The sequence below is a fragment of the Streptomyces hokutonensis genome, assembly GCF_000376565.1.
GTDB lineage: Bacteria > Actinomycetota > Actinomycetes > Streptomycetales > Streptomycetaceae > Streptomyces > Streptomyces hokutonensis.
On record NZ_BARG01000061.1, the window covers coordinates 155,971 to 176,833 of the forward strand.

The window sequence follows — 20,863 nt, forward strand, 5'->3', positions numbered from 1 at the left end:
GGATACGGTGCACTCAGTTCGGGAGGGAGGCAACCATGAGCAGCGACGGATACGTCGTGCAGGCCGAAGGGCTGGAGAAGCGCTACGGCGACAAGCGCGCCCTCGACGGCTTCGACCTCGCTGTCCGCGAGGGCACCGTGCACGGCCTGCTCGGCCCGAACGGCGCCGGCAAGACCACCGCCGTACGCATCCTCTCCACGCTCGTCCGGCTCGACGGCGGCAGCGCGACCGTCGCCGGACTCGACGTGGCCCGGCAGCCGCGCCAGGTGCGTTCGCGCATCGGCCTCACCGGCCAGTACGCGGCGATCGACGAGATCCTCACCGGGCGGCAGAACCTGGAGATGTTCGGCCGCCTCTTCCATCTCGGGCGCAGACGGGCCAAGTTGAGGGCGACCCAACTCCTGCGCCAGTTTGACCTGGAGGCCGCTGCGGACAAGGGCGCGGGCGGCTACAGCGGTGGCATGCGGCGACGGCTGGACCTGGCCGCGTCGATGATCCTCGCCCCGGCCGTCCTCTTCCTCGACGAACCCACCACCGGCCTCGACCCACGCAGCCGGGGCGAAGTCTGGGAAGCCGTAAGGGAGTTGGTGGCGGACGGCACCACCGTCCTCCTCACCACCCAGTACCTGGAGGAGGCCGACCGGCTGGCCTCCCGCATCACCGTCATCGACCACGGCCGGGCCATCGCCGACGACACCCTCGACGGCCTGAAGAACCGCGTCGGCGGCGACCGCGTCGAGGTCGTGGTCCGCGAACCCGCCCACATCCCCTACGCGTTGCAGGCCGTCGCCCGGGTCGCCCACGGCGGCGAACCGGAGGCCGACATCGCGGAGCTGCGCGTCCACGCGCCCGTCGCCGACCGGGTGGGCTCGCTCACCGAAGTGGCCCGGTTCCTCCAGCACTACGGCATCCCGGTCGAGGACATCGGCCTGCGCCGCCCGAGCCTGGACGACGTGTTCCTACGGCTGACGGGCCGCCGTACCGAGGAGGAACCGGCGCCGGAACCGGAACCGGAGACCGAGGGGGCGGCGGTATGAGCAGTGCCTCGACGGCGGACGGCACCGGGCGGACGTACCGCAGACGCCCCCAGCACGGCCGCCTCTTCTGGACGGTCGCCGACTGCTGGAACGTCGTGCGGCGCGGCCTGACCCACTACCGGCGCCAACCGGTCAGCATCCTCTGGCAGTTGGGCTTCCCGATCCTGTCCGTGCTGCTGTACGGGTACGTCTTCGGCAAGGCCATCCAGGTGCCGGGCGGCGGCGACTACAAGGCGTTCCTGATGCCGGGGATGTTCGTGATGACCGTCGCCATGGGCTTCGTCTCCACGGCGACGATTTTTGTCAACGACTCCAAGAAGGGTGTCATCGACCGGTTCCGCTCCATGCCGATGGCGCCGTCCGCGGTGGTCGCGGGCCGGGGCGCGACCGATCTCATCGTCTCCTGCGCCGAGTTGGGCATCATGATGGCCACGGCGTACGGCATGGGCTGGCGCCCGGAGTTCGGCACGGGCCCGCTCTTCGGCTACGGCCTCGGCTTCGTGAAGGCGGTCGTCCTCCTCCTCTCCCTGCGCTTCGCGCTGATCTGGGTGGGCGTCTGGCTGGGGTTGCTGCTGCCGGGCCCCGAGCAGGTGGGCGGCCTCTTCGCGATCGTCTTCCCGCTGACGATGATCTCCAGCATCTACGTCTCCCCGCAGCAGATGCCCCACTGGCTCGGCCAGGCCGCCCTCTGGAACCCCCTCTCCTCCACGGCCGGCGCCACCCGGGCACTCTTCGGCGCACCGACCGCGAGGGGAGCGTCCTGGCCGGAACAGCACGCGCTGCTCCTGGCCGGGGCATGGCCGGCCGCGCTGACGCTGCTGTTCCTGCCGCTGGCGATACGGAGATTCCGCAGGCTGAGCCGCTAGGGCCGGTCTGACAATTCCCGTCTAACTCGCGACGCCATGCACGCACGCTCGCCGCACCGGGCGCAGACCCAAGTACGTCCCGTACGAGGGTCCACGCCCGGCACGCCGAGAGCGGAATTGTCAGACAGACCCTGGGGCCTGCCCGGCAGATCAGGCCCCAGCTCGCCCGGTCGGCGATCGCGCGCCGGCGGCCGCAGGCGCGCACCAGGGTCTCCTGGACCAGGTCCTCGGCGGCCTCACGGCTGCCGGTCAGGACCAGGGCGCCGCGGAACAACGTCCGCGAGCGGGTCGCGACGAAGGAGTCGAAGTCCGTCCCCGCGTCCATACCGACGGACGCCGCTTCGCCCCGGCCGCGACGCCCGGACCGACCGCTTCGACCCGCCTCGGAAAGCAGTGCATTCCACTTCGCTGCCAGAGCCACACCGCTCCTCCCTTCCTGTCCCCCTATGAGCGCGGAGCGGCCCTTTCTGCTGCACCGGTTCCTTGAGACGTGGGTCACACAACGGGGGGGTGGGGTGGGGGAGTCGGGGGTCGAACCTGTGCGCGCTCGCTACGCCGTGCCGTCCCGCTTCGCGCCCACGCACAACCAGACGTAGGCGAGGTCGAGCACGCTGCACATGATGCCGAGGCCGAGCAGGAACCCGTCGTGCTGAAGGGCGCCGAAGAGGATCGTGGGCGCGAGCGTGCCGAGCCACTTGGCGACCGCGATCGTCACCGACTGCCCGCGCAGCCCGCGCCGGGCCACGAACACCGCGATGAACAGGGCGGACATCAGCAGGTTCTGGAGAAACGCCGAGTAGCCGGCCCCGTCCTCCGCGCCGAACTTCGCCAGGAACAGCCACTGCACGGCGAACGACATGCCGAACGGCAGCACGCTCAGGCCCGCGAACATCCGTGGTGTGACGAACGACGGGAACTCGGCGCGGCCGTACCGGAAGAACGTGTACACGATCACCGCGTCGGCGATGCCCCACACCAGGTTGATGCCGCCCTGCACCGACGGGTCGAAGGCCAGGTTGTGCACCGCGTACGTCCACTCCCACGCGAAGTTCAGGCCCAGCGCCACGGCCGGCATGGCGTAGGTGCGTTCACGGAAACCGACCCGGATCGCCTCGACGTACACGATCGTCCAGGCGATGCCGCTCGCGAGGATGAGGGAGAGATGCATCTGCGTCTCCTGCTGTGGATCTCTGAGAGGTCGCGCGGACGCTAGCAGCCACCCCTGCCTGTCCACTACCCGCGCGGCAACGACGTGTTGGTGATGGGGAGTTGCTGCGTCGCCCCCGCCACATACATGTCCCTGGGCGCCGTGCGCAGCGCGAACGTGTCGTCGTATCCGGTGACGCGGACCGACAGGACGAAGGAGCCGTTGTACGTGGCGATCGTCTTCACGTCGTACTCCTGCTCCCAGTAGGTCTGGAGGAAGACCTCGGTGCCCGCGGGCTGGACGCCCTTGGGGAGGGTGACGCGGCCCGAGACGGTGAGGATGTCGCCGGACTTCACCTTCTTCTTGCTGACCCGGTAACTGACCGAGCTGGCAAGGGTGTTGGCGTTCACGGTGGTGTCCGCGTAGTAGCCGTCCTGCGGGGTGTTGAGGTTGCCGTCCACGTCGTAGAGGGCCGTGATGTCCACCCCCTGCTGGACGTTGAGCAGGCTGCTGCCGCCGGTGTGGTCGATGTCGACGCCGGGAATCGTGAACTTCCCGTTCGCGTCGGTGACCGGTGTGCCCAGGTCGCGCGGCTCGTAGTAGGTGGGGTCGATCGGGTCGCCCCACGGGTTCCAGGTGCTGAACTTGACGACTTCCTGGACCGTGACGGGGATGTGCGGCGCGGGTGTGCCGTCGGCCTTGGTGACCGTGCCGGTGACGTCGACGCGGCGGTTGCCGTAGCTGGTGGCGGCCGGGTTGGTGGTCACCTTCAGGACGTAGGCGTCGCCGGGGGACGCGTCCGAGGGTGTCGCGGAGGCGGCGGGCGCGGACAGGACGCCGGCGGCGAGCAGCAGCGCGGCGGTGGCGGCGAGCCGCGCCGACAGGGACTTCCGGGGCATGGGACTGGGCATGGGGCAACTCCAACTTCGGTCGGGAGTGGAGGAGTTGCGCCGCGGAGGTGCGACGCAACGGGTTCGACCGGTGGTGTGAGGTGGGAGTTGTTCCCTGTGCTGTCCCTGTTACGCGGCTGTGGCGGGAGGTTGATTTGTCCCGGTTCCGGGTTCACCTCGATGTCGGGCGCACGCCGCCCGCCGTCTTCTACGACGACGGAGGGCGCCCCGCGACCAGCTCGGCGGGGCGCCCTCCGTGTCGTAGCCGAAAAGGCCTAGCCGGAAGTCAGAGCTTCTCGATCACATAGTCGATGCACTTCGTCAGCGCCTCGACGTCCGCCGGGTCGATCGCCGGGAACATCGCCACGCGGAGCTGGTTGCGGCCGAGCTTGCGGTAGGGCTCGGTGTCGACGATGCCGTTGGCGCGCAGGACCTTGGCGATGGCCGCCGCGTCGATCTCGTCGGCGAAGTCGATGGTGCCGATGACCTGCGAGCGCTTGGTGGCGTCCGCGACGAAGGGGGTCGCGTACTTGGAGCTCTCGGCCCAGCTGTAGAGGCGGCTGGAGGAGTCCTTCGTGCGGGCCGTCGACCAGGCCAGGCCGCCCTGGCCGTTGATCCACTCCAGCTGCTCGTTGAGGAGGAACAGGGTGGACAGGGCCGGGGTGTTGTACGTCTGGTTCTTGCGCGAGTTGTCGATCGCCGTGGGGAGCGAGAAGAACTCCGGGACGTGGCGGCCGGACGCGTGGATACGCTCCGCGCGCTCGATCGCGGCGGGGGAGAACACGCCGATCCACAGGCCGCCGTCGGAGGCGAAGGACTTCTGCGGGGCGAAGTAGTAGACGTCCGTCTCGGCGATGTCGACCGGGAGGCCGCCCGCGCCCGAGGTGGCGTCCACGAGGACCAGCGCGCCCTCGTCGGCGCCCGCCACGCGCTTGATCGGAGCCGCCACACCCGTCGACGTCTCGTTGTGCGTGAACGCGTACACGTCGACGCCCGCCTCGGCGGCCGGCTCCGGGTGCGTGCCGGGGTCGGAGGAGATCACCGTCGGCTCGGCCAGCCACGGGGCGAGCTTGGCGGCCTTGGCGAACTTGGAGCTGAACTCGCCGAACGTCAGGTGCTGCGACTTGTTGTCGATGAGGCCGTGGGTCGCGACGTCCCAGAAGGCCGTCGAGCCGCCGTTGCCGAGGACGACCTCGTAGCCCTCGGGCAGGGAGAACAGCGCGGAGACGCCCTCGCGCACCTTGCCGACCAGGTTCTTCACCGGGGCCTGGCGGTGGGAGGTGCCCAGCAGAGACGTACCGGTGGCGGCCAGCGCGTCCAGCGCCTCCGTCCGCACCTTGGAGGGGCCAGCGCCGAACCGTCCGTCGGCGGGCTTGATGTCAGCGGGAATCTCGATATCAGCCACGAGCCGGAGCGTATCCCCTCGGTGAAACCGGACGGAAACGCGTCCGTTCGATGAGACGGCCGGAGAGACGACCCCTCCGGCCCCCTCCGGCCCGTCCGCGGACGGTGAGCTACGGCGCCAGCCGCACCGGCAGCTCGAAGAGGTCGTTCTGCGTCACCACCGGCTTGTTGCGGAGCTCGGACGCCGGGACCGCCAGGTCCAGCTGCGGGAAGCGCTCGTAGAGGGCCGGGAGCGCCACGTCCGCCTCCAGCCGGGACAGGGCCGCGCCGGGGCAGACGTGCGGGCCGTGGCCGAAGGAGATGTGCCGGTTCTCGCTGGTGCGGGTGATGTCGAACTCGCCCGCCGTCGGCCCGTGCGCCTGCTCGTCGCGGCCGATCGCGGCGTACGACACGATCAGCGCGTCCCCGGCCGGCAGGACCTTGTCGCCGACCTGGACGTCCTCCGTGGCGAAGCGGATCAGGACGTGCGAGGTGGGCGTGGAGTGGCGCAGGGTCTCCTCGACCACCGAGGACCAGTCGGCCTCGCCGGCCAGCACCAGGGCGCGCTGGACGGGGTGCGTCGACAGGTTGACGACCGCGTTCACGATCAGCGAGATCGTCGTCTCGTGGCCCGCCGCGACCATCAGCTGCAGCGTGGAGACGATCTCCTCGTCGGTGAGATGGTCGCCGTCCTCGGAGGCCGCGATGAGGGCCGACGTCAGGTCGTCGCCCGGCTCCGCGCGCTTGGCCGCGACCGTCGCCGCCATGATGCCCGCGAGTTCCGTCAGCGTCGCGATCACCTCGGCCGGCGGGGTCTGCGTCGAGAAGAACTTCTCGAACAGCTCCTTCAGGCGCGGGAGCCGGGACTCCGCTATGCCCATGAGGTCGGCGATGACGTACATGGGCAGCGGATACGCGAACTCCGCCTTCAGGTCGACGACTTCACCCTCGGCCGCCTCGACTCCGTCGAGCAGCCCCTCCGTCAGCTTCGCGATCCGCTCCCGCATCTGCTCCACCCGGCGCGGGGTGAGCGCCTGCGCGACCAGTGTGCGCATCCTGCGGTGGTCGGCGCCGTCCACGGTCAGCATGGAACGGCCCGGGTTGGCCAGCCCGATCAGCGGCCAGTCCGGGGGTATCTCCCCGCGCTGCCAGGCCCCCCACACGTTGATGTCCTTCACCAGCCGCGGATCCGTGAGCAGCTGTTTCGCCTCGGCGTGACGGGTCACGGCCCATACGGGCACCCCACCGGGGAGTTCTACGGCGGCCAGCGGACCGGCCGCACGAAGCCTGGCGCTCTCGCCGTCCAGGTCGCCGACGAAGGGGTCCAGGACGATACGGGTCTCTTCGGTACCGGTGCTCATACGGGATCGCCTCCAGGGCAGGGCTCATGGCCAACGGGCAAAGGGAACTCGGAACTCAGAGCGCGGGTACGGGCGTGAACCGCACCGGCAGCGCGGTCAGTCCCCGCAGCCACGGCGAGGGCCGGCGCGTCAGGGACTCGGCGGGCACCGCCAGGTCGATGTCGGGCAGCCGGTCCAGTACGACCTCGATGCCCGTCCGCGCGATGACCTCGGCGACCTCCTGCGCCGGGAACGGACACCGGTGCTCCCCGTGCCCGAAGGAGAAGTGCGCGTTGTTGCCGCCGGTCAGCGCGGAGCCGTCGGTGCGGACCTGCGGGTCGGAGTTGGCGCCCTGGAGGCCGAGCAGCAGCAGATCGCCGCTGCGGATGCGGCGCCCACCGAGCTGGGTGTCGCGCGAGGCCCAGCGCCCGGCCACGTTCTGCGTCGGGGTGTCCTCCCACAGGACCTCGTTCATCGCCTCGGCGACACTGTTGCGGCCACCGAAGAGGGAGGCCGCGAACCGGTCGTCGGTCAGCATCAGCCGCAGCGAGTTGCCGATCCAGTCGGCGGTCGGCTGGTGACCGGCCGCCATCATCACCATCAGGTCCTGGGCGATCTCCACGTCGTCGAAGCCGGACTCGTGCGCCAGCATCCGCGACACGACGTCGTCCGCCGGCTCGTCCTTCCGGTCGGCCAGCAACCGCCCCATGGACGTGGCCAGATGGGTCTGCCCGGCGATCGCGCGATCCCGGCCGTCGATCATGTCGTTGAGCGCGGTGACAAGACCCGGGCCCTGCTCGTCCCGGAAGCCGTAGAGCCGGGCCAGGACCCGCACCGGCAGCAGCATCGCGTAGTCGCCGACGATGTCCGTCTCGCCCTTGGCGCAGATCCCGTCGATCAGCTCGTCCGCGAACTTCTCGGCGTACGACCGCAGTTCGGACGGGTCCACGGCCTCCAGCGCGTCGCTGATCATGCCGACGCGCTCGCGGTGCCGTTCGCCGACCGTGTAGAGGATCGACGGCTGCTTGCGGCCGATCATCGGCAGCAGCGGCCAGTCGTCGGGGATGTGGTCCCACTGGCTCCACAGGTCCGAGTCACGGCTGAACAGCACCGGATCGCCGGTGACCTGGTGCAGTTCGCGGTAGCCGAGCACCAGCCAGGCCGGGATGTCGCCGTCCAGCACCACGGGCGTCACGGAGCCGTGCTCGCGCCGCATCTCCCGGTACAGCCGCGCCGGTTCGGTCTGGAACCTGGGTCCACTCAGCGGTACGGGCGCGGTCACAGGGCCAACTCCTGGTGGGGTACGGGGACTTGGAGGCGGGCGGGGCCCTGGGTGCCGTAGGAGCCCTTGACGTGCTCGACCAGGGAGATCAGGACCTGCTTCGCGGACGCGCGGGAGCGGGCGTCGCAGTCCAGGAGGGGGACGTGCGGGTCGAGGTCGAGGGCCTCGCGGATCTGCCGCGGGGTGTAGGCGGGGCCGCCGAAGTCGTTGCAGGCCACGACGAAGGGGGTGCCGTGGTGTTCGAGGCGGTCGATGGCGTACCAGGAGTCGCCGATGCGGCGGGTGTCGACGAGGACGACCGCGCCGAGCGTCCCGGAGAACAGCCGGTCCCAGAGGAACCAGAAGCGTTCCTGGCCGGGGGCGCCGAACAGGTACAGCACATTGCGGGCGTCGAGCGTGATGCGGCCGAAGTCGAAGGCGACGGTCGTCGCGGACTTGCCGCGCACCTCGCTGATGTCGTCGACGGCCTCGCCGGCCTTCGTCATCGTCTCCTCGGTGTTGAGGGGACGTATCTCGCTGACCGAACGGACCAGTGTGGTCTTGCCGACGCCGAAGCCGCCGACGACCACGATCTTCAGGCCGTTGTCGGCGGCGGCACCCAAGGGGGTGCGCGCGTCAGAGGTTGCGGAGTCCAACGAGCACCTGTTCCAGGACGTCGGGATCGGACACGACCGCCCGCGGATGCCGGGCACTGACCCGGCCGGCCGCGAGAAGGTCGGAGAGGAGGATCTTGGTGATGCTCACCGGGAGCTTCAGCTCGGCCGCCAACTCCACCACCGCGGTGGGGTGTTCGGTGAGCCGCAGGATCGCCGCGTGCTCCGACTGCATACCGGTCGCCGGATCGCACTCGGCGACCACGAGGGTCACCAGGTCGAACGGGTTGTCCGGTGCGGAACGGGCGCGGCCCCCGGTGAGCGTGTAGAGGCGGTCGGGCGAGTCGTCCCTGCCGGGGCGGCTCATGACGTACGGGGTTCCGCGCGCAGGTGCTCGCCGAGCTGCTCGACCAGCTCGCTCATGTTGTGCCCGATCAGACCCGCGTCCGCGTCCTCCGTGGTGACCAGCGCCAGGTGCGCGCCGTCGCCCGCCTCGACGATGAACAGCACCCCGCCGTAGAACTCCGTCATCGCGGAGCGCACACCCCCGCTGCCGTCCCCGAACTCCACCGACGCGCCGTGCGACAGCGACTGGATCCCGGCGGCGATCGCGGCGAGCTGGTCGGCCTGGTCGACGGAGAGCTCGGGCGTCCGGCACAGCTTCAGGCCGTCCCGGGACAGCACCAGCGCGTGGCGCGCGCCCGGGGTGCGCTCCAGGAGGCCCTCGATGAGCCAGGTCAGCTTCTCGTCGGCGGTGGTCGTGCCGGTCATGAGGTGGGGTTGCCTTCCGGGTGCGGGTGGGTGAGGGACGTGGCGTGTTCGGGGCGCTCGGGCTCCGACTCCGGTACGGGCGCGGGCTGTTCGGATGTCTTCGTGCCGGACTCCCACACGGGCGGCGGCAGTTTTCCGGCCGTCGTCGCGCCGGACTCCCGTACAGGCATGGGCTGTTCGGCCGTCCTCGGGCCGGACTCCGGTACGGGCGGCAGCTGTTCGGTCATCGCGCCGCGTACGGCCTGGCGGAAGCTGTTGAAGCGGGCGGCGCGGGCCAGGGTGTCGTCGGCGGTGGGCGCGGGGCGCGACACGGCGGCCGCGGCCTCCGCACGCGCGCGGGAACGCTCGGCCGCCGCCAGCGCCTGCCCCCGGCGCCGCTTGGGCAGGCCTTCCGAGAGGTCGCCCGGGGCTTCCGGCCGTGACTCGGCCAGAACTTCGGACAGGGCGTCGGACAACACGTCGGACGGGGCGTCGCGGTCCGGTGACTCGTGCGTGGGGACCGGGTCCGGGTCCAGGTCGGAGCCGGCGCGCGCGGAGGCGTACGACACCCGCAGCTCTCCGGGGACGAGCGGTTCGGGCGCGGTCTCCGGCTCCGGGTTCTTGTGCAGCGGCGCGGCCGGCGGCTCGGGCAGCGCGACGACCTCCTGCGGAGCCGCCGGGGCGTCCTGCGGCACCAGGATGTCCTGCGGTACGAGCATCAGCACACCCGTGCCGCCGCGCGCGGAGGGCCGGTACGACACTTTCAGGCCGTACTTGCGGGCCAGCCGCCCGACGACCGCGAGGCCCAGCCGGGTGCCGGTGAGGCCGCCCAGCTCGGCGGAGTCACCGCTCACGGCCCGTTCGGCGCGCCGGAGTTGGATGTCGCCCATGACCAGACCGCTGTCCTCGACGGACACGATGACCCCGGCCGGCACCTCCTCGACGTACACATGCACCTCGGCGGTCGGCGGCGAGAAGTTCGCCGCGTTGTCGAGGAGTTCGGCGAGCGCGTGCATCACGCCCTCGGCCGCGTGCCCGGCGACGGCGGCGTCGCTCGTGGAGTGCGTCCGCACCCGCTGGTAGCCGCTGATCCGGCCCATCGCGCCGCGCAGGATCGACTCCATGGCGATCGGGCGGGCCCAACGGCGGCCGGAGCGGGCGCCGGTGAGGACGGCGACGGAGTCGGCGAGGCGGCCCGCCTGCGCGGTGCGGTGGTCCAGGTGCAGCAGGTCGGCGAGGACGTCCTCGTCGGAGTGCCGCTCCTCCATCGCGCGCAGGTCGGCGAGCATGCCGGTGGCCAGCGCCTGCATACGGCCCGCCGCGTTGGCGGTCGCGGAGAGCGCGGCGGCCCGCTCGTGGGAGTCCCGGCGGGCGCGTTCGGCCAACTGCTTGTTCTCGGCGGTCAGCCGGGCCCGCTCCAGGGTGGATTCCTCCGTGAGGCGGCTGCGCTCCTCCGCGAAGGACGTGGTGAGCCGCAGCCGCTCCTGGGAGAACTCGGAGGTCAACCGGGCGCGTTCCTGCGTGAGTTCGGCGGTCAGCCGGGCCCGCTCGTGGGTCAGCTCCTCGGTCAGCTGAACGCGCTCGCGGTCCAACTCCGTGCTCAGCCGCGCCCGTTCCTGAAGCAGCCGGCCCGCGTCCAGGGTGACGGCCTCCAGCCGGCGGCGGGTGACACGGGCGGTCTGGTAGGCGTGCGCCGCCGCGGCGACGGCCGCGCACAGCAGCAGCGCGCCGGCGCCGGCCGCGCAGGCGACCGCGAGGCGCTGCGAGCGGGGGGCCACGGAGACCGCGCCGGCGACCGCGAGTCCGGCCAGGACGGCGGTGAGCAGCGGGGCGGGGGCGAGGGTGCGGAAGGTGGGTCGTTCGCCGGGAAGCATGGGCGCGGTCATGAAGGGGGTCCTCGGTCGGTCCTCGGGCGTCTTTGGTCGGGGTCCTCTGTCGTCCTCGGTCGTGTCCTCGGGGGGTGCTCGTCGGGTTCCTGGGCGAGAAGCGACACCGGGTGCTCAACTGTCGGTCACTATATGAGAGTTAGTGATCGAACTGGGGAGGTTCTGGATGCGTTTACAGAATCCCTTCATGCTGGGGTCATGGCGGATCTTGAGGCGGAGCTGACGAGGACCGTCCGGGGCGAGGTCGGCTTCGACGTCACGTCCCGGGCGCTGACGACCATGGACGCGTCCAACTACCGACGCGTCCCCCTGGGTGTCGTCGCACCCCGTGACGCCGACGACGTGGCGGCGACCCTCGCCGCCTGCCGGGCACACGGAGTGCCGGTCGTGGCCCGCGGCGGCGGCACCTCCATCGCCGGCCAGGCGACCGGCACCGGCGTCGTCCTCGACTTCACCCGCCACATGAACGGCCTGCTGTCCCTGGACCCCGCCTCCCGCACCGCCGTCGTCCAGCCCGGCCTGGTCCTCGACCGCCTCCAACAGGCCGCCGCCCCCCACGGGTTGCGCTTCGGCCCCGACCCCTCGACCCACAGCCGCTGCACCCTCGGCGGCATGATCGGCAACAACTCCTGCGGCTCCCACTCGGTCGCCTGGGGCACCACGGCGGACAACGTGAGCGAGCTGTCGGTGCTCACCGCACGCGGCGACTCCCTGCGCCCGGGCCGCGACTGGGCGGGCGCCCCTTCGGGTCTACGCCCCCTCGTGGAGGGCGAGTTGGCCCGCCTGCGCACCGGCTTCCCCGACCTCCCGCGCCGTATCTCGGGCTATGCCCTGGACGCCCTCCTCCCCGAGAAGGGCGCCGACGTCGCCCGCTCCTTCTGCGGCAGCGAGGGCACGCTGGGCATCCTCACGGAAGCGGTCGTACGACTCGTCGAGGCACCCCGCGCGCGTGCCCTCGCCGTGCTGGCGTACGCCGACGAGAGCGCGGCGGCGGAAGCGGCGGCGGGCCTGCTGGCCCACGGCCCGCTCACGGTCGAGGGGATGGCCGCCGACCTGGTCCGCTCCACGGCCGACCTCCCCCGGGGCGGCGCCTGGCTGTTCGTGGAGACCGGCGGCGACACGGCGGCGGAGGCACACGCGCGCGCCGGGACGATCGTCCGCGCGGCCGACGTCCTCGACTCCCTGGTGGTGACGGACCCGGCGGCCCAACGCGCGCTGTGGCGCATCCGCGAGGACGCGAGCGGTACGGCGACGAGGATGCCCGACGGCTCCGAGGCGTGGCCCGGCTGGGAGGACTGCGCGGTACCGCCGGCCCAACTGGGCGCGTATCTGCGGGACTTCAGGGCGCTCCTCGGGACGTACGACCTGCGCGGCACGCCCTACGGCCACTTCGGGGACGGCTGCATCCACGTCCGCATCGACTTCGACCTGCTGACGGAGCCGGGCATCGCCCGCTTCCGCCGCTTCTCCGAGGACCTGGCCGACCTGGTCGTCGCCCACGGCGGCTCCCTCTCCGGCGAACACGGCGACGGCCAGGCCCGCGCGGAGCTGCTGCCGAAGATGTACGGCGACGAGATGGTGACCCTCTTCGAGCGCGCGAAGGCGGTCTGGGACCCGGACGACCTCCTCAACCCCGGGATGCTGGTGCGGCCCGCCCCCCTCGACACCAACCTCCGCTTCTCCGTCCTGCCCCGCGAACCGGTCGACGTCGTCTTCGGCTACCCGTCCGACGGCGGCGACTTCACGGCGGCGGTGAGGCGCTGCGTCGGGGTCGCCAAGTGCCGTACGACAGAGGCGTCCGGCCCCTCCGTGATGTGCCCGTCGTTCCGCGCGACCGGCGAGGAGGCGCACTCCACGCGCGGGCGGGCCCGGCTGCTGCACGAGATGCTCGCGGGCGAACTGGTCACCGACGGCTGGCGGTCCACGGAGGTCCGGGACGCGCTGGACCTCTGCCTGTCCTGCAAGGGCTGCCGCACGGACTGCCCGGTCGGGGTCGACATGGCCACCTACAAGGCGGAGTTCCTGCACCACCACTACGAGGGGAGACGGCGGCCCGCGTCCCACTACACGATGGGGTGGCTGCCGCGCTGGCTGCGGCTGGTGGCCCGTACCCGGACCGCGTGGCTGGTCAACTCCCTTGCTTCGGTGGGGCCGTTGGCGTGGGTGGCCAAACGGCTGGGCGGGATCGCGCCCGAGCGGAGGATTCCGCGGGTGGCCGGGGTGACGTTCACGCGGTGGTCGAAGCGGCGGTTCAGGGCGAAGGTGCGGGGGATGCGCGCCGACTTCCGTGCGGGGCGGGAACTTGAGCGCCCGCGCGGCGGCACCGTCATGATCTGGCCGGACACCTTCACCGAGCACCTCTCACCTTCGGTGGGGGAGGCGGCCGTGCGGGTGCTGGAGGCGGCCGGGCTCTTCGTGATGCCCATGCCGACGAAGACCATGGGCGTGACGGAACTGCCGGACGAGGACGGCCGGGGAACGTCGTACACCTTCAGCCCCTGGAAGGCCCGCCGGGCCCGCGTCTGCTGCGGCCTGACGTACGTCTCGACCGGCCAACTCGACCGCGCCCGGGCGGTGTTGCGCGACACGTTGGACATGCTGGACGTGATCCTGAGCGTGGATCTTGCCGAACCGGACGAGTTCCCGGTCCACTACGTCGTCCTGGAGCCGAGCTGTGCGGCGGCCCTCCGCGCGGACCTCCCCGAGTTGCTGCCCGACGACCCCCGTGCGGCCCGCCTCGCCGCGAGGGTCCTCACCTTCGCCGAGGCACTGGACCGCCTCGCCGCTCCCGGCTGGACCCCGCCGCGCGTCGACCGCCCGGCGGTCGGCCAGACCCACTGCCACCAGCACGCGGTACTCGGCGACACCGCGGACCGCAGGCTGCGCTCCGCCGCCGGATTGGTCGGTGAACTGTCCGGCGGCTGCTGCGGGTTGGCCGGCAACTTCGGCTTCGAGAAGGGGCACTACGAGGTGTCGGTGAAGTGCGCGGAGGAACAACTGCTCCCTGCCGTACGGGAGGCACAGGACGGCACGGTGGTCCTGGCGGACGGCTTCTCGTGCCGTACGCAGCTGGAGCAGTTGGCCGGAGTACGGGGCAGACACTTGGCCGAGGTCCTGGCGGAAGCACTGGAGGCAGAAGCACTTTGATGGACGAACTCGACCGGGTCGCGGTCCTCTCCGACATCCACGGCGTGCTCCCCGCCCTGGAGGCGGTCCTCGCCGAACCGGAGGTGGCCGCCGCCGACCGCGTCGTCCTCACCGGCGACATCACGGCCGGCCCCCAACCGGCGGAAGTAGTAGACCTGTTGCGCGCACAGGGCGACCGTGTCCTGTGGATCTCGGGCAACGCGGACCGCGAACTGGTCGAGTACCGCAGAGGCGAACGCACCGAGATCCCCGACCCGATCGCCCCCTACGCGGCAACGGCCCTCCGCGCAGACCAGATCGACTTCCTCGTGACCCTCCCCAAAACCCTGACCCTGTCGGTCCGAGGCCTCGGCAAGGTCCTCTTCTGCCACGCAACTCCCCGGGACGACGAGGAAGTCGTCCTGGTCGACTCCCGCCCGTCCCGCTGGGCGGAGGTCCTGGCCGACCTCGCCGAAGACATCCGCACAGTGGTCTGCGGCCACACCCACATGCCGTACGTCCGCCTCGCCCACGGCCGCCTGATCATCAACCCCGGCAGCGTGGGCATGCCCTACGGCCGCACCGGCGCCCACTGGTGCCTCCTCGGCCCCGGCACGGACCTCCGCGTCACGCCGTACGACATCCCGACCGCGATGACCCGCCTCGTCCACGAGTCCGCCTACCCGGAGATCGCCGACTGGGCGGACTACTTCCTCAACGCCCGGGCGTCGGACACGGAGGCGCTGGAGACGTTCGGCCCCCGGGACGGGCGGCGGGGTGAGGCTGTGGTTGAGGGAGACGAAGTGGTCAGGGCCCTGCTGGCGGCGATGGCGACCTTGGACGATCTCGTAGAGGTGGGGCACGACTCGCATTCGGCGTTGAGCACCCTGGAAGAGATCGCCCATGAGCTCGGCAGGATGGATTCGGGTGAGCGCCGACGGTTCAACGAGGTGCTGGAGCGCATCGCCGCGGAAGAGCCGGGCCGGGCCGCCTGGATCAGGGGCATCCCCCACGCACTGGGAGGGCCTCATGGCCGAGACCGGGCTTGACCTCCAACCGCCTAACCCTGGCCATTGACGATCCCTGGTGCCGCATCAGGCAACGTTCGTCCAGTTCACGACGCTATGCGCTGGGGTCGCGGAGGCCGACTGCGTCGTGCCGCCAGAACGGTTCCGCGTAGACCAGTGTCCCGGTCATCCATGGCTCGTACTCCGGAAGTCTGAGGGCCTGGAAGGCAGCATCCGGAATGCGCAGGGATGGCTTTCGGAAGCCCTGGTCGCCCCCGGACGCGAAGCCGAAGCGGGAGTAGTAGCGCGGATCGCCCTCCAGGAAGACCAGAGGGACCGCCCGTTCAGCGAGGATCTTCAGCCCGTGTCGGACCAGGGCCGAGCCGATACCGTGCTTGTGATGGTCGGGCATGACGGCCAACGGGCTGAGCACTTGCACCTCGACCAGTTGCCGAGGGGCATCGAGCAGACTGCGGGTGAACATGATGTGCCCGACGATCTGCCTGTCGAGCTCAGCGACCAGTGAGAGACCGTCCGCGGGCGTGATCGTGCCCCGCAGGGTATCGACCAGGTCGGCCACGACAAGGCCGTGGTCACCGAACGCCCGCAGGTGGATGTCCCGCACAGACGCTCTGTCGCTCGGAAGTTCTTCGCGAAGATCCATGACCGGAGGGTAAGGACTCGTCCCAGTCGCTCGCACACGGTTTTGGGGCCCGAAGGATTCGCGGCGAGTGACACCGAGTTGCACACCACGTACAGACTCCGGGTTCCTGCTCTCCTGCATCCCGACAGCCAGCTGCAAGGCAACGAGAAGGGTCACGGTCACGGTGCTTCAGGGAGCAGGAAGCAGGGCAGAGCTCGCTCCCTGGCTCCCTTCTCCCCGTCCGGTTCGACCCGATACAGGTGAGCCTGCGGCGTGCGGGTCACCGTTTCCGTCAGGAGGCCGTCCGTGAAGAGGACGCCGACACCGTCCTCCAGCGCCCACCCGGCGGGGAGCGCGCCGGTGGCTACAGCCGCCTGGTAGGAGGAGCGGCGGCCCGGTTCGCTGTCGTAGTGCGGGCATACCGAGCCGGACAGCAGGCCCAGCCCGTCCTGCAGAAACGTCAGCGGCCCGAAGGAGTCGGTATGCGAGCCTTCGGCCCAGCAGTTGGCGCCGGCGCTGATACCGCACAGCAACGTGCCGCGGTCGTAGGCCTCGCGCATCAACCGGTCCACGCCATGGGCACGCCAGACTGCCAGCAGGTTCGCGGTGTTGCCGCCCCCGACATACACGACGTCTTGAGAGAGCAGAAACGTGCGCAACGCGGCGTCATCGAGTTCCCTCCGGAACAACGGCAAGACACTGGGCTCACAGGCGCGTGACTGGAACGCGGAGAAAAATCGGTCCAGGTAGGCGGGGGCATCACCGCTGGCCGTGGGCACAAAGCACACCTTGGGCCGAGAAGCACGTGTGTGACCGAGCACCCAGTCGTCCAACAGGCCATCGTCGTCCATGGAGAAGCCGCCTCCGAGAAGAGCCAGACGACGCACGGGAACGACAGCCACGGGAGTGCCTCCTCAGCGCACGGGCCCACCAGAGCGGACGATGCCCGGAACAATGCCGGGCCATCGACGGCCTCCGCAATCGATTGAGAACCCTGTCACGTGCGCCGCCCTGCCCGCTCACACGTCGTCACGCGCAGCCGGACCGCCAATGGCTTCAAAAACACCTGTTCAGGGATCCTTGGCCACCCGTTTCGGGTCTCGGCATCTTGAAGCACACCCACACCGTCTTGCCGACGACATGCTCCGTGACGCCGACTTCATCGGCCGGCTCCCCGGCGAGGCCGTCGAGTACCGGGGGGAGTGGGACTTCCCCCTCAACCGGCTGCTGCACAAGGCGCTGGACCTCTGCACGGCGCGCCGCCGAGGGGCTTTTCTGAGGGCGGAAGCACAGGTTCGTTAAGGCTGCTCTCAGGTTTATTAGAGAACTCTCAGGTTCGCGGACCTCGCTCAGGATTCACAAAGGTATTCACAGGGCCTGCTTGCCGTTCGCTTGCCGACTTTGCTGCTTCTTGGCGTCGGGGGCGTGTAAGTTTCTCGGTGTCGGGAATTCCCCGGGCGGTAAAACGCTCGACTTTGACGCACAAAATCCTCTGCACAACCTAGGAGTTCGGAATGGGCCTCAACAAGCTCGCCCCGCTGCCCAAGCCCAAGAAGCAGCAGCTTCCGCCCCCGCCGCCCCCGAAGCCCCGCAAGAAGCACGAGCCGAAGCCCCTGCCGAAGCCGCTGCCCGGCCAGGACAGCTGATCCGGCAGTAGGAGGAGGGCCGACCCACGCAGTCGGCCCTCTTTTCTTTCCTGAATTCGAAAATCCACAGAATTCTGATGACGGAAAGTGGAGGGCGTAGTGGACATGGATGCGGAAGAGGAAGACCTCGAATATGAGGACGACGAAACTCCTACCATTCCCGCCCGCACGGCTTTCCGCCGTTTCTGGCCGCTCACGGTGGGCCTCAGACGCTGGCTGATCCTCGTCTGGGTGTGCACGGTGGTCGCCGCACTCGCCGAGACCGAGTCGATCCTCCTCTTCAGCGACCTCACCGACCGCGCCCTGGCGAAGGGATCGCTCGCCGCGTTCTGGAGCCCGGCCGTCAAATGGCTGGGCGTCGCGCTCGTCGGCGCGGTCGTCGCCTACGCCGGCAACTCCCTCGCCGCCTGGGCCACCGAACGCTTCGTGATGAGACTGCGCGAGCATGTCTTCGACCACGTACAGCAGTTGCCCCCGCACTTCTTCCAACGGCACCGCCAGGGCGACCTGTTGTCCCGCCTCACGAGCGACGTCGAGGCGATCGAGACGCTCGTGGTCTCCGGCGTAGTGGGCACCGCCTCGGCCGTCTTCTCCGCCCTCTTCTACGCCGCCGCCGCGTTCTGGCTGCGCTGGGACCTCGCCGCGGCCACCTTCGTCCTCGCCCCCCTCTTCTGGCTGGCCGCCCGCCGCTTCTCCGGCTCCATCAAGGACGTCTCGCGCGCGGGCCGGGTCGCCGACGGCGCGATCACCTCCGTCGTCGAGGAGTCCCTGGGCAACATCGTCCTCACCCAGGCCTACGGCCGCCGCGACGCGGAACGCCGACGCCTGAACGAGGAGGCGAGCGCCTGGTTCCGCGCCTCCGTCCGCTCGACGCGCCTCAACGAGGCCTACGAGCAACTCGTCAGCGTCATCGAGACCGTGTGCGTGCTCGCCGTCATCGGCATCGGCGCCTGGGAGATCTCCACCGGCCGCATGACCCTCGGCCAACTCCTCGCGTTCTCCGCCTTCTTGGGCTACCTCTACCCGCCCGTCCGCGGCCTGGCCCAACTCGGCCTCACCATCACCGCCGCCACCGCCGGCGCCGAGCGCCTGATCGAGATCCTCGACGTACGACCGTCCGTCGCCGACCCCAGCCACGGCAAGGAGTTCGGCCGCCCCGACGGCAGTGTCGAACTCCGCGACATCTCCTTCAGCTACCCCGGCGCGGACCGCCCCGCCCTGGAAGGCCTCTCCTTCACCGTCAACCCCGGCGAACTGGTGATCGTCACCGGCCCCAGCGGCGCCGGCAAGTCCACGGTCTCCAAGATGCTGCTCCGCTTCTACGACCCCGACGCCGGCGAAGTCCTCCTCGACGGCGTCCCCCTGCGGGACCTCCCTCTCGCCCGCCTGCGCGAATACGTCACCCTGCTCCCGCAGGAGACCCTCGTCCTGCACGACACCGTCCGCGCGAACATCGCCTGCGGCCGGCCCGGCGCGAGCGAACAGGCGATCATGGACGCGGCGATCGCGGCCGACGCCCACGAGTTCATCCTCCGCCTCCCCGACGGCTACGACACGAAGGTCGACCCCAACTCGGCCCGCCTGTCCGGAGGTCAGCTCCAACGGCTCGCGATCGCCCGCGCGATTCTCCGCGACGCCCCCGTCCTCGTCCTCGACGAACCGACCACCGGGCTGGACTCCATGGCCGCCCGCCGGGTCGTGAAGCCACTACGACGACTGATGGCCGGCCGTACGACGATCATGATCACCCACGACCTCAACCTCGCCCCCGACGCCGACCGGATCCTCGTCGTCGACCGGGGCCGGATCGTCGAGACGGGCCGACACGACGAGCTGATGGCGCGGGGTGGGGCGTACTCGCGGCTGCACCGTTCGCAGAACAACGCGGTGATGGACACCGGGGAACTGCGGTTGCCGTTGTTCGCCGAGGCGGGGGCTGGGGCGGGTGTGGCGGCGGGGATTCAGTACGCCGCGCCTCCGGTCTTCGTGGAGAGCTGGGCGCCGCAGCCGCAGCAGATGCATCAGGCGCAGCAAGTGCAACAAGTGCAGCCGGTGTATCAACCTGCCTACGTCGAGGCCGAGTACGCCTCCGATCCGCTCTTCGGGCCCCTGCCCTCCACCCTCCCCGACGGCCGCCCGCTGTTCCGCGACGAGGTTCCCTGGAGCGGCATCTGAGTCACTGATCATCCGGCCGAACGGCTCCAGGACAGTTGCATAAAGGGTTCTCACACCTGTCTCAGTCCATTACCATGGACTGAGCAGTGCACCGTGATGAACGAATCCCCAGCTGATCCCCTGGAAGCGCCGTGAGTATCCCCAGTACGTCTACGACCGCCCCCGTGGCGGCGAGCCCGACCCCGGTTGCCGCCCCTCGTCGGTTCGGTCCGGTGGGTCTCGTGCTGGCCGGGGGGATCTCAGTGCAGTTCGGTGGGGCGCTGGCGGTGACGATGATTCCCCGGGCGGGATCGCTGGGTGTGGTGACCCTCCGCCTCCTGGTGGCGGCGGTGGTGCTGCTCGTGGTCTGCCGCCCGAGCCTGCGCGGTCACTCGCGCACCGACTGGGGCACGGTCGTCGTCTTCGGGCTCACGATGGCCGCGATGAACGGTCTCTTCTACCAGTCGCTGGCCCGCATCCCGCTGGGACCGGCGGTGACCCTGGAGGTGCTGGGTCCACTCGCCCTCTCTGTTCTGACTTCCCGGCGTGCGCTGAACGCGGTGTGGGCGGGACTCGCCCTCGCGGGTGTGTTCCTGCTCGGCGGGGGCGGCTTCAGCAGCCTGGACCCTGTAGGTGTGGCCTTCGCGCTGAGTGCCGGCGCCATGTGGGCGACGTACATCGTCTTCAGCGCGCGTACGGGTCGCCGCTTTCCGCAGGCCGACGGGCTGGCGCTGGCGATGGTCGTGGCGGCGGTGGCGTTTCTGCCGCTCGGTATTGCGGAGTCGGGTACGAGGCTGCTGAACCCTGTGACCATCGCGCTCGGGTCGGCGGTCGCGGTTCTCTCGTCCGTTCTTCCCTACACGCTCGAACTTCTGGCCCTGCGACGGCTGCCTGCTTCCACCTTCGCCATCCTGATGAGCCTGGAGCCGGCGATCGCCGCGACGGCGGGCTTCCTGATCCTGCACCAGGCGCTGTCTGTCACTGAGGCCCTGGCTATTGGGCTGGTCATCGGGGCGAGTATGGGGGCTGTGCGGACTCAGGTGGGGCGGGGGAAGGTGAAGCGGGAGGCGGCTCGGGAGGGCGCCGGGGTTGGTCCTCAGGCGTAGGTCGCCG

The 20,863-nt window shown here is 70.4% G+C and carries 18 protein-coding genes and 1 pseudogene; 8 read left to right on the forward strand and 11 right to left on the reverse strand.

Translation table 11 applies throughout. The annotated features are described in order from the left end of the window. Positions 1-35: 35 nt before the first annotated feature. Positions 36-1,037, forward strand: a complete 1,002-nt coding sequence (locus tag SSP08S_RS36230; protein WP_019072540.1) for a daunorubicin resistance protein DrrA family ABC transporter ATP-binding protein — start codon at positions 36-38, stop codon at positions 1,035-1,037. After that, positions 1,034-1,903 carry an ABC transporter permease gene (locus tag SSP08S_RS36235; RefSeq protein ID WP_019072541.1) on the forward strand — a complete coding sequence of 290 codons (870 nt, stop codon included), beginning with the start codon at positions 1,034-1,036 and terminating at the stop codon, positions 1,901-1,903. Before SSP08S_RS36230 ends, SSP08S_RS36235 begins: the two co-directional genes overlap by 4 nt. A gap of 550 nt (positions 1,904-2,453) precedes the next feature. Here the strand turns inward: SSP08S_RS36235 and SSP08S_RS36240 are convergent. From SSP08S_RS36240 to SSP08S_RS36280, 9 genes are all read right to left on the reverse strand, one after another. Next, positions 2,454-3,071: a transmembrane-type terpene cyclase gene (locus SSP08S_RS36240; RefSeq protein ID WP_019072542.1), complete on the reverse strand. Its 618-nt coding sequence runs from the start codon at positions 3,069-3,071 to the stop codon at positions 2,454-2,456. 65 nt (positions 3,072-3,136) lie between these two features. Then, a complete protein-coding gene (locus SSP08S_RS36245) occupies positions 3,137-3,961 on the reverse strand; it encodes an acyl carrier protein (protein WP_245608026.1) in 825 nt (274 codons plus the stop codon). Between the two features lie 265 nt (positions 3,962-4,226). Further along, positions 4,227-5,345, reverse strand: coding sequence for a phosphoserine transaminase (gene serC / locus SSP08S_RS36250; protein ID WP_019072544.1), 1,119 nt, complete (start codon positions 5,343-5,345; stop codon positions 4,227-4,229). A 109-nt stretch (positions 5,346-5,454) separates the two neighbouring features. After that, entirely contained in the window at positions 5,455-6,684 is a 1,230-nt protein-coding gene (locus SSP08S_RS36255) for a cytochrome P450 family protein (RefSeq protein WP_019072545.1), read from the reverse strand. A 55-nt stretch (positions 6,685-6,739) separates the two neighbouring features. Further along, on the reverse strand, positions 6,740-7,945 hold the full coding sequence (locus SSP08S_RS36260) for a cytochrome P450 (RefSeq protein ID WP_019072546.1): 1,206 nt from the start codon (positions 7,943-7,945) through the stop codon (positions 6,740-6,742). Further along, entirely contained in the window at positions 7,942-8,580 is a 639-nt protein-coding gene (locus SSP08S_RS36265) for a GTP-binding protein (protein ID WP_245608027.1), read from the reverse strand. The genes SSP08S_RS36260 and SSP08S_RS36265 overlap by 4 nt, the downstream gene beginning before the upstream one ends. Beyond that, complete coding sequence (locus tag SSP08S_RS36270) at positions 8,561-8,905, reverse strand: DUF742 domain-containing protein (protein ID WP_019072548.1); 345 nt, start codon at positions 8,903-8,905, stop codon at positions 8,561-8,563. Before SSP08S_RS36270 ends, SSP08S_RS36265 begins: the two co-directional genes overlap by 20 nt. Continuing rightward, positions 8,902-9,309, reverse strand: coding sequence for a roadblock/LC7 domain-containing protein (locus SSP08S_RS36275; RefSeq protein WP_019072549.1), 408 nt, complete (start codon positions 9,307-9,309; stop codon positions 8,902-8,904). Before SSP08S_RS36275 ends, SSP08S_RS36270 begins: the two co-directional genes overlap by 4 nt. After that, positions 9,306-11,174, reverse strand: a complete 1,869-nt coding sequence (locus tag SSP08S_RS36280) for a sensor histidine kinase (RefSeq protein WP_019072550.1) — start codon at positions 11,172-11,174, stop codon at positions 9,306-9,308. Before SSP08S_RS36280 ends, SSP08S_RS36275 begins: the two co-directional genes overlap by 4 nt. 198 nt (positions 11,175-11,372) lie before the next feature. On the opposite strand from SSP08S_RS36280, the gene SSP08S_RS36285 reads away from it, so the two are divergent. Together SSP08S_RS36285 and SSP08S_RS56560 are read left to right on the forward strand one after the other, a co-directional pair. Beyond that, positions 11,373-14,321 carry an FAD-binding and (Fe-S)-binding domain-containing protein gene (locus SSP08S_RS36285; protein WP_019072551.1) on the forward strand — a complete coding sequence of 983 codons (2,949 nt, stop codon included), beginning with the start codon at positions 11,373-11,375 and terminating at the stop codon, positions 14,319-14,321. Next, a pseudogene (locus SSP08S_RS56560) lies at positions 14,321-15,073 on the forward strand (metallophosphoesterase family protein); the annotation flags it as partial. The gene SSP08S_RS36285 and the pseudogene SSP08S_RS56560, both read left to right, overlap by 1 nt. Positions 15,074-15,422: 349 nt before the next feature. Here the strand turns inward: SSP08S_RS56560 and SSP08S_RS36295 are convergent. Both SSP08S_RS36295 and SSP08S_RS36300 read right to left on the reverse strand, forming a co-directional pair. Then, positions 15,423-15,932 (reverse strand): GNAT family N-acetyltransferase, encoded by a 510-nt coding sequence (locus tag SSP08S_RS36295; protein WP_019072553.1) that lies wholly within the window; start codon positions 15,930-15,932, stop codon positions 15,423-15,425. A gap of 197 nt (positions 15,933-16,129) precedes the next feature. Beyond that, entirely contained in the window at positions 16,130-16,801 is a 672-nt protein-coding gene (locus SSP08S_RS36300) for a Type 1 glutamine amidotransferase-like domain-containing protein (RefSeq protein ID WP_019072554.1), read from the reverse strand. A gap of 289 nt (positions 16,802-17,090) precedes the next feature. Here SSP08S_RS36300 and SSP08S_RS62020 point away from each other — a divergent pair, with 289 nt between their 5' ends. From SSP08S_RS62020 to SSP08S_RS56565, 4 genes are all read left to right on the forward strand, one after another. Then, a complete protein-coding gene (locus SSP08S_RS62020) occupies positions 17,091-17,252 on the forward strand; it encodes a hypothetical protein (protein ID WP_019072555.1) in 162 nt (53 codons plus the stop codon). 212 nt (positions 17,253-17,464) lie between these two features. Further along, on the forward strand, positions 17,465-17,596 hold the full coding sequence (locus SSP08S_RS64300; RefSeq protein ID WP_019072556.1) for a hypothetical protein: 132 nt from the start codon (positions 17,465-17,467) through the stop codon (positions 17,594-17,596). 105 nt (positions 17,597-17,701) lie between these two features. Then, on the forward strand, positions 17,702-19,771 hold the full coding sequence (locus tag SSP08S_RS36315) for an ABC transporter ATP-binding protein (RefSeq protein WP_026179137.1): 2,070 nt from the start codon (positions 17,702-17,704) through the stop codon (positions 19,769-19,771). A 131-nt stretch (positions 19,772-19,902) separates the two neighbouring features. Beyond that, positions 19,903-20,856 (forward strand): EamA family transporter, encoded by a 954-nt coding sequence (locus tag SSP08S_RS56565; protein ID WP_078532628.1) that lies wholly within the window; start codon positions 19,903-19,905, stop codon positions 20,854-20,856. Positions 20,857-20,863 lie beyond the last annotated feature (7 nt).

Excerpts from the sequence above, each read along its gene's own strand:
- SSP08S_RS36240 (WP_019072542.1), bottom strand. The coding sequence starts at position 3,071 with ATGCATCTCTCCCTCATCCTCGCGAGCGGCATCGCCTGGACGATCGTG.
- SSP08S_RS36235 (WP_019072541.1), top strand. The coding sequence starts at position 1,034 with ATGAGCAGTGCCTCGACGGCGGACGGCACCGGGCGGACGTACCGCAGA.
- SSP08S_RS62020 (WP_019072555.1), top strand. The coding sequence starts at position 17,091 with ATGCTCCGTGACGCCGACTTCATCGGCCGGCTCCCCGGCGAGGCCGTC.
- SSP08S_RS36280 (WP_019072550.1), bottom strand. The coding sequence starts at position 11,174 with ATGACCGCGCCCATGCTTCCCGGCGAACGACCCACCTTCCGCACCCTC.
- SSP08S_RS36230 (WP_019072540.1), top strand. The coding sequence starts at position 36 with ATGAGCAGCGACGGATACGTCGTGCAGGCCGAAGGGCTGGAGAAGCGC.
- SSP08S_RS36300 (WP_019072554.1), bottom strand. The coding sequence starts at position 16,801 with ATGGACGACGATGGCCTGTTGGACGACTGGGTGCTCGGTCACACACGT.
- SSP08S_RS36315 (WP_026179137.1), top strand. The coding sequence starts at position 17,702 with ATGGATGCGGAAGAGGAAGACCTCGAATATGAGGACGACGAAACTCCT.
- SSP08S_RS64300 (WP_019072556.1), top strand. The coding sequence starts at position 17,465 with ATGGGCCTCAACAAGCTCGCCCCGCTGCCCAAGCCCAAGAAGCAGCAG.
- SSP08S_RS36285 (WP_019072551.1), top strand. The coding sequence starts at position 11,373 with ATGGCGGATCTTGAGGCGGAGCTGACGAGGACCGTCCGGGGCGAGGTC.
- SSP08S_RS36245 (WP_245608026.1), bottom strand. The coding sequence starts at position 3,961 with ATGCCCAGTCCCATGCCCCGGAAGTCCCTGTCGGCGCGGCTCGCCGCC.
- SSP08S_RS36270 (WP_019072548.1), bottom strand. The coding sequence starts at position 8,905 with ATGAGCCGCCCCGGCAGGGACGACTCGCCCGACCGCCTCTACACGCTC.
- SSP08S_RS36255 (WP_019072545.1), bottom strand. The coding sequence starts at position 6,684 with ATGAGCACCGGTACCGAAGAGACCCGTATCGTCCTGGACCCCTTCGTC.
- SSP08S_RS36275 (WP_019072549.1), bottom strand. The coding sequence starts at position 9,309 with ATGACCGGCACGACCACCGCCGACGAGAAGCTGACCTGGCTCATCGAG.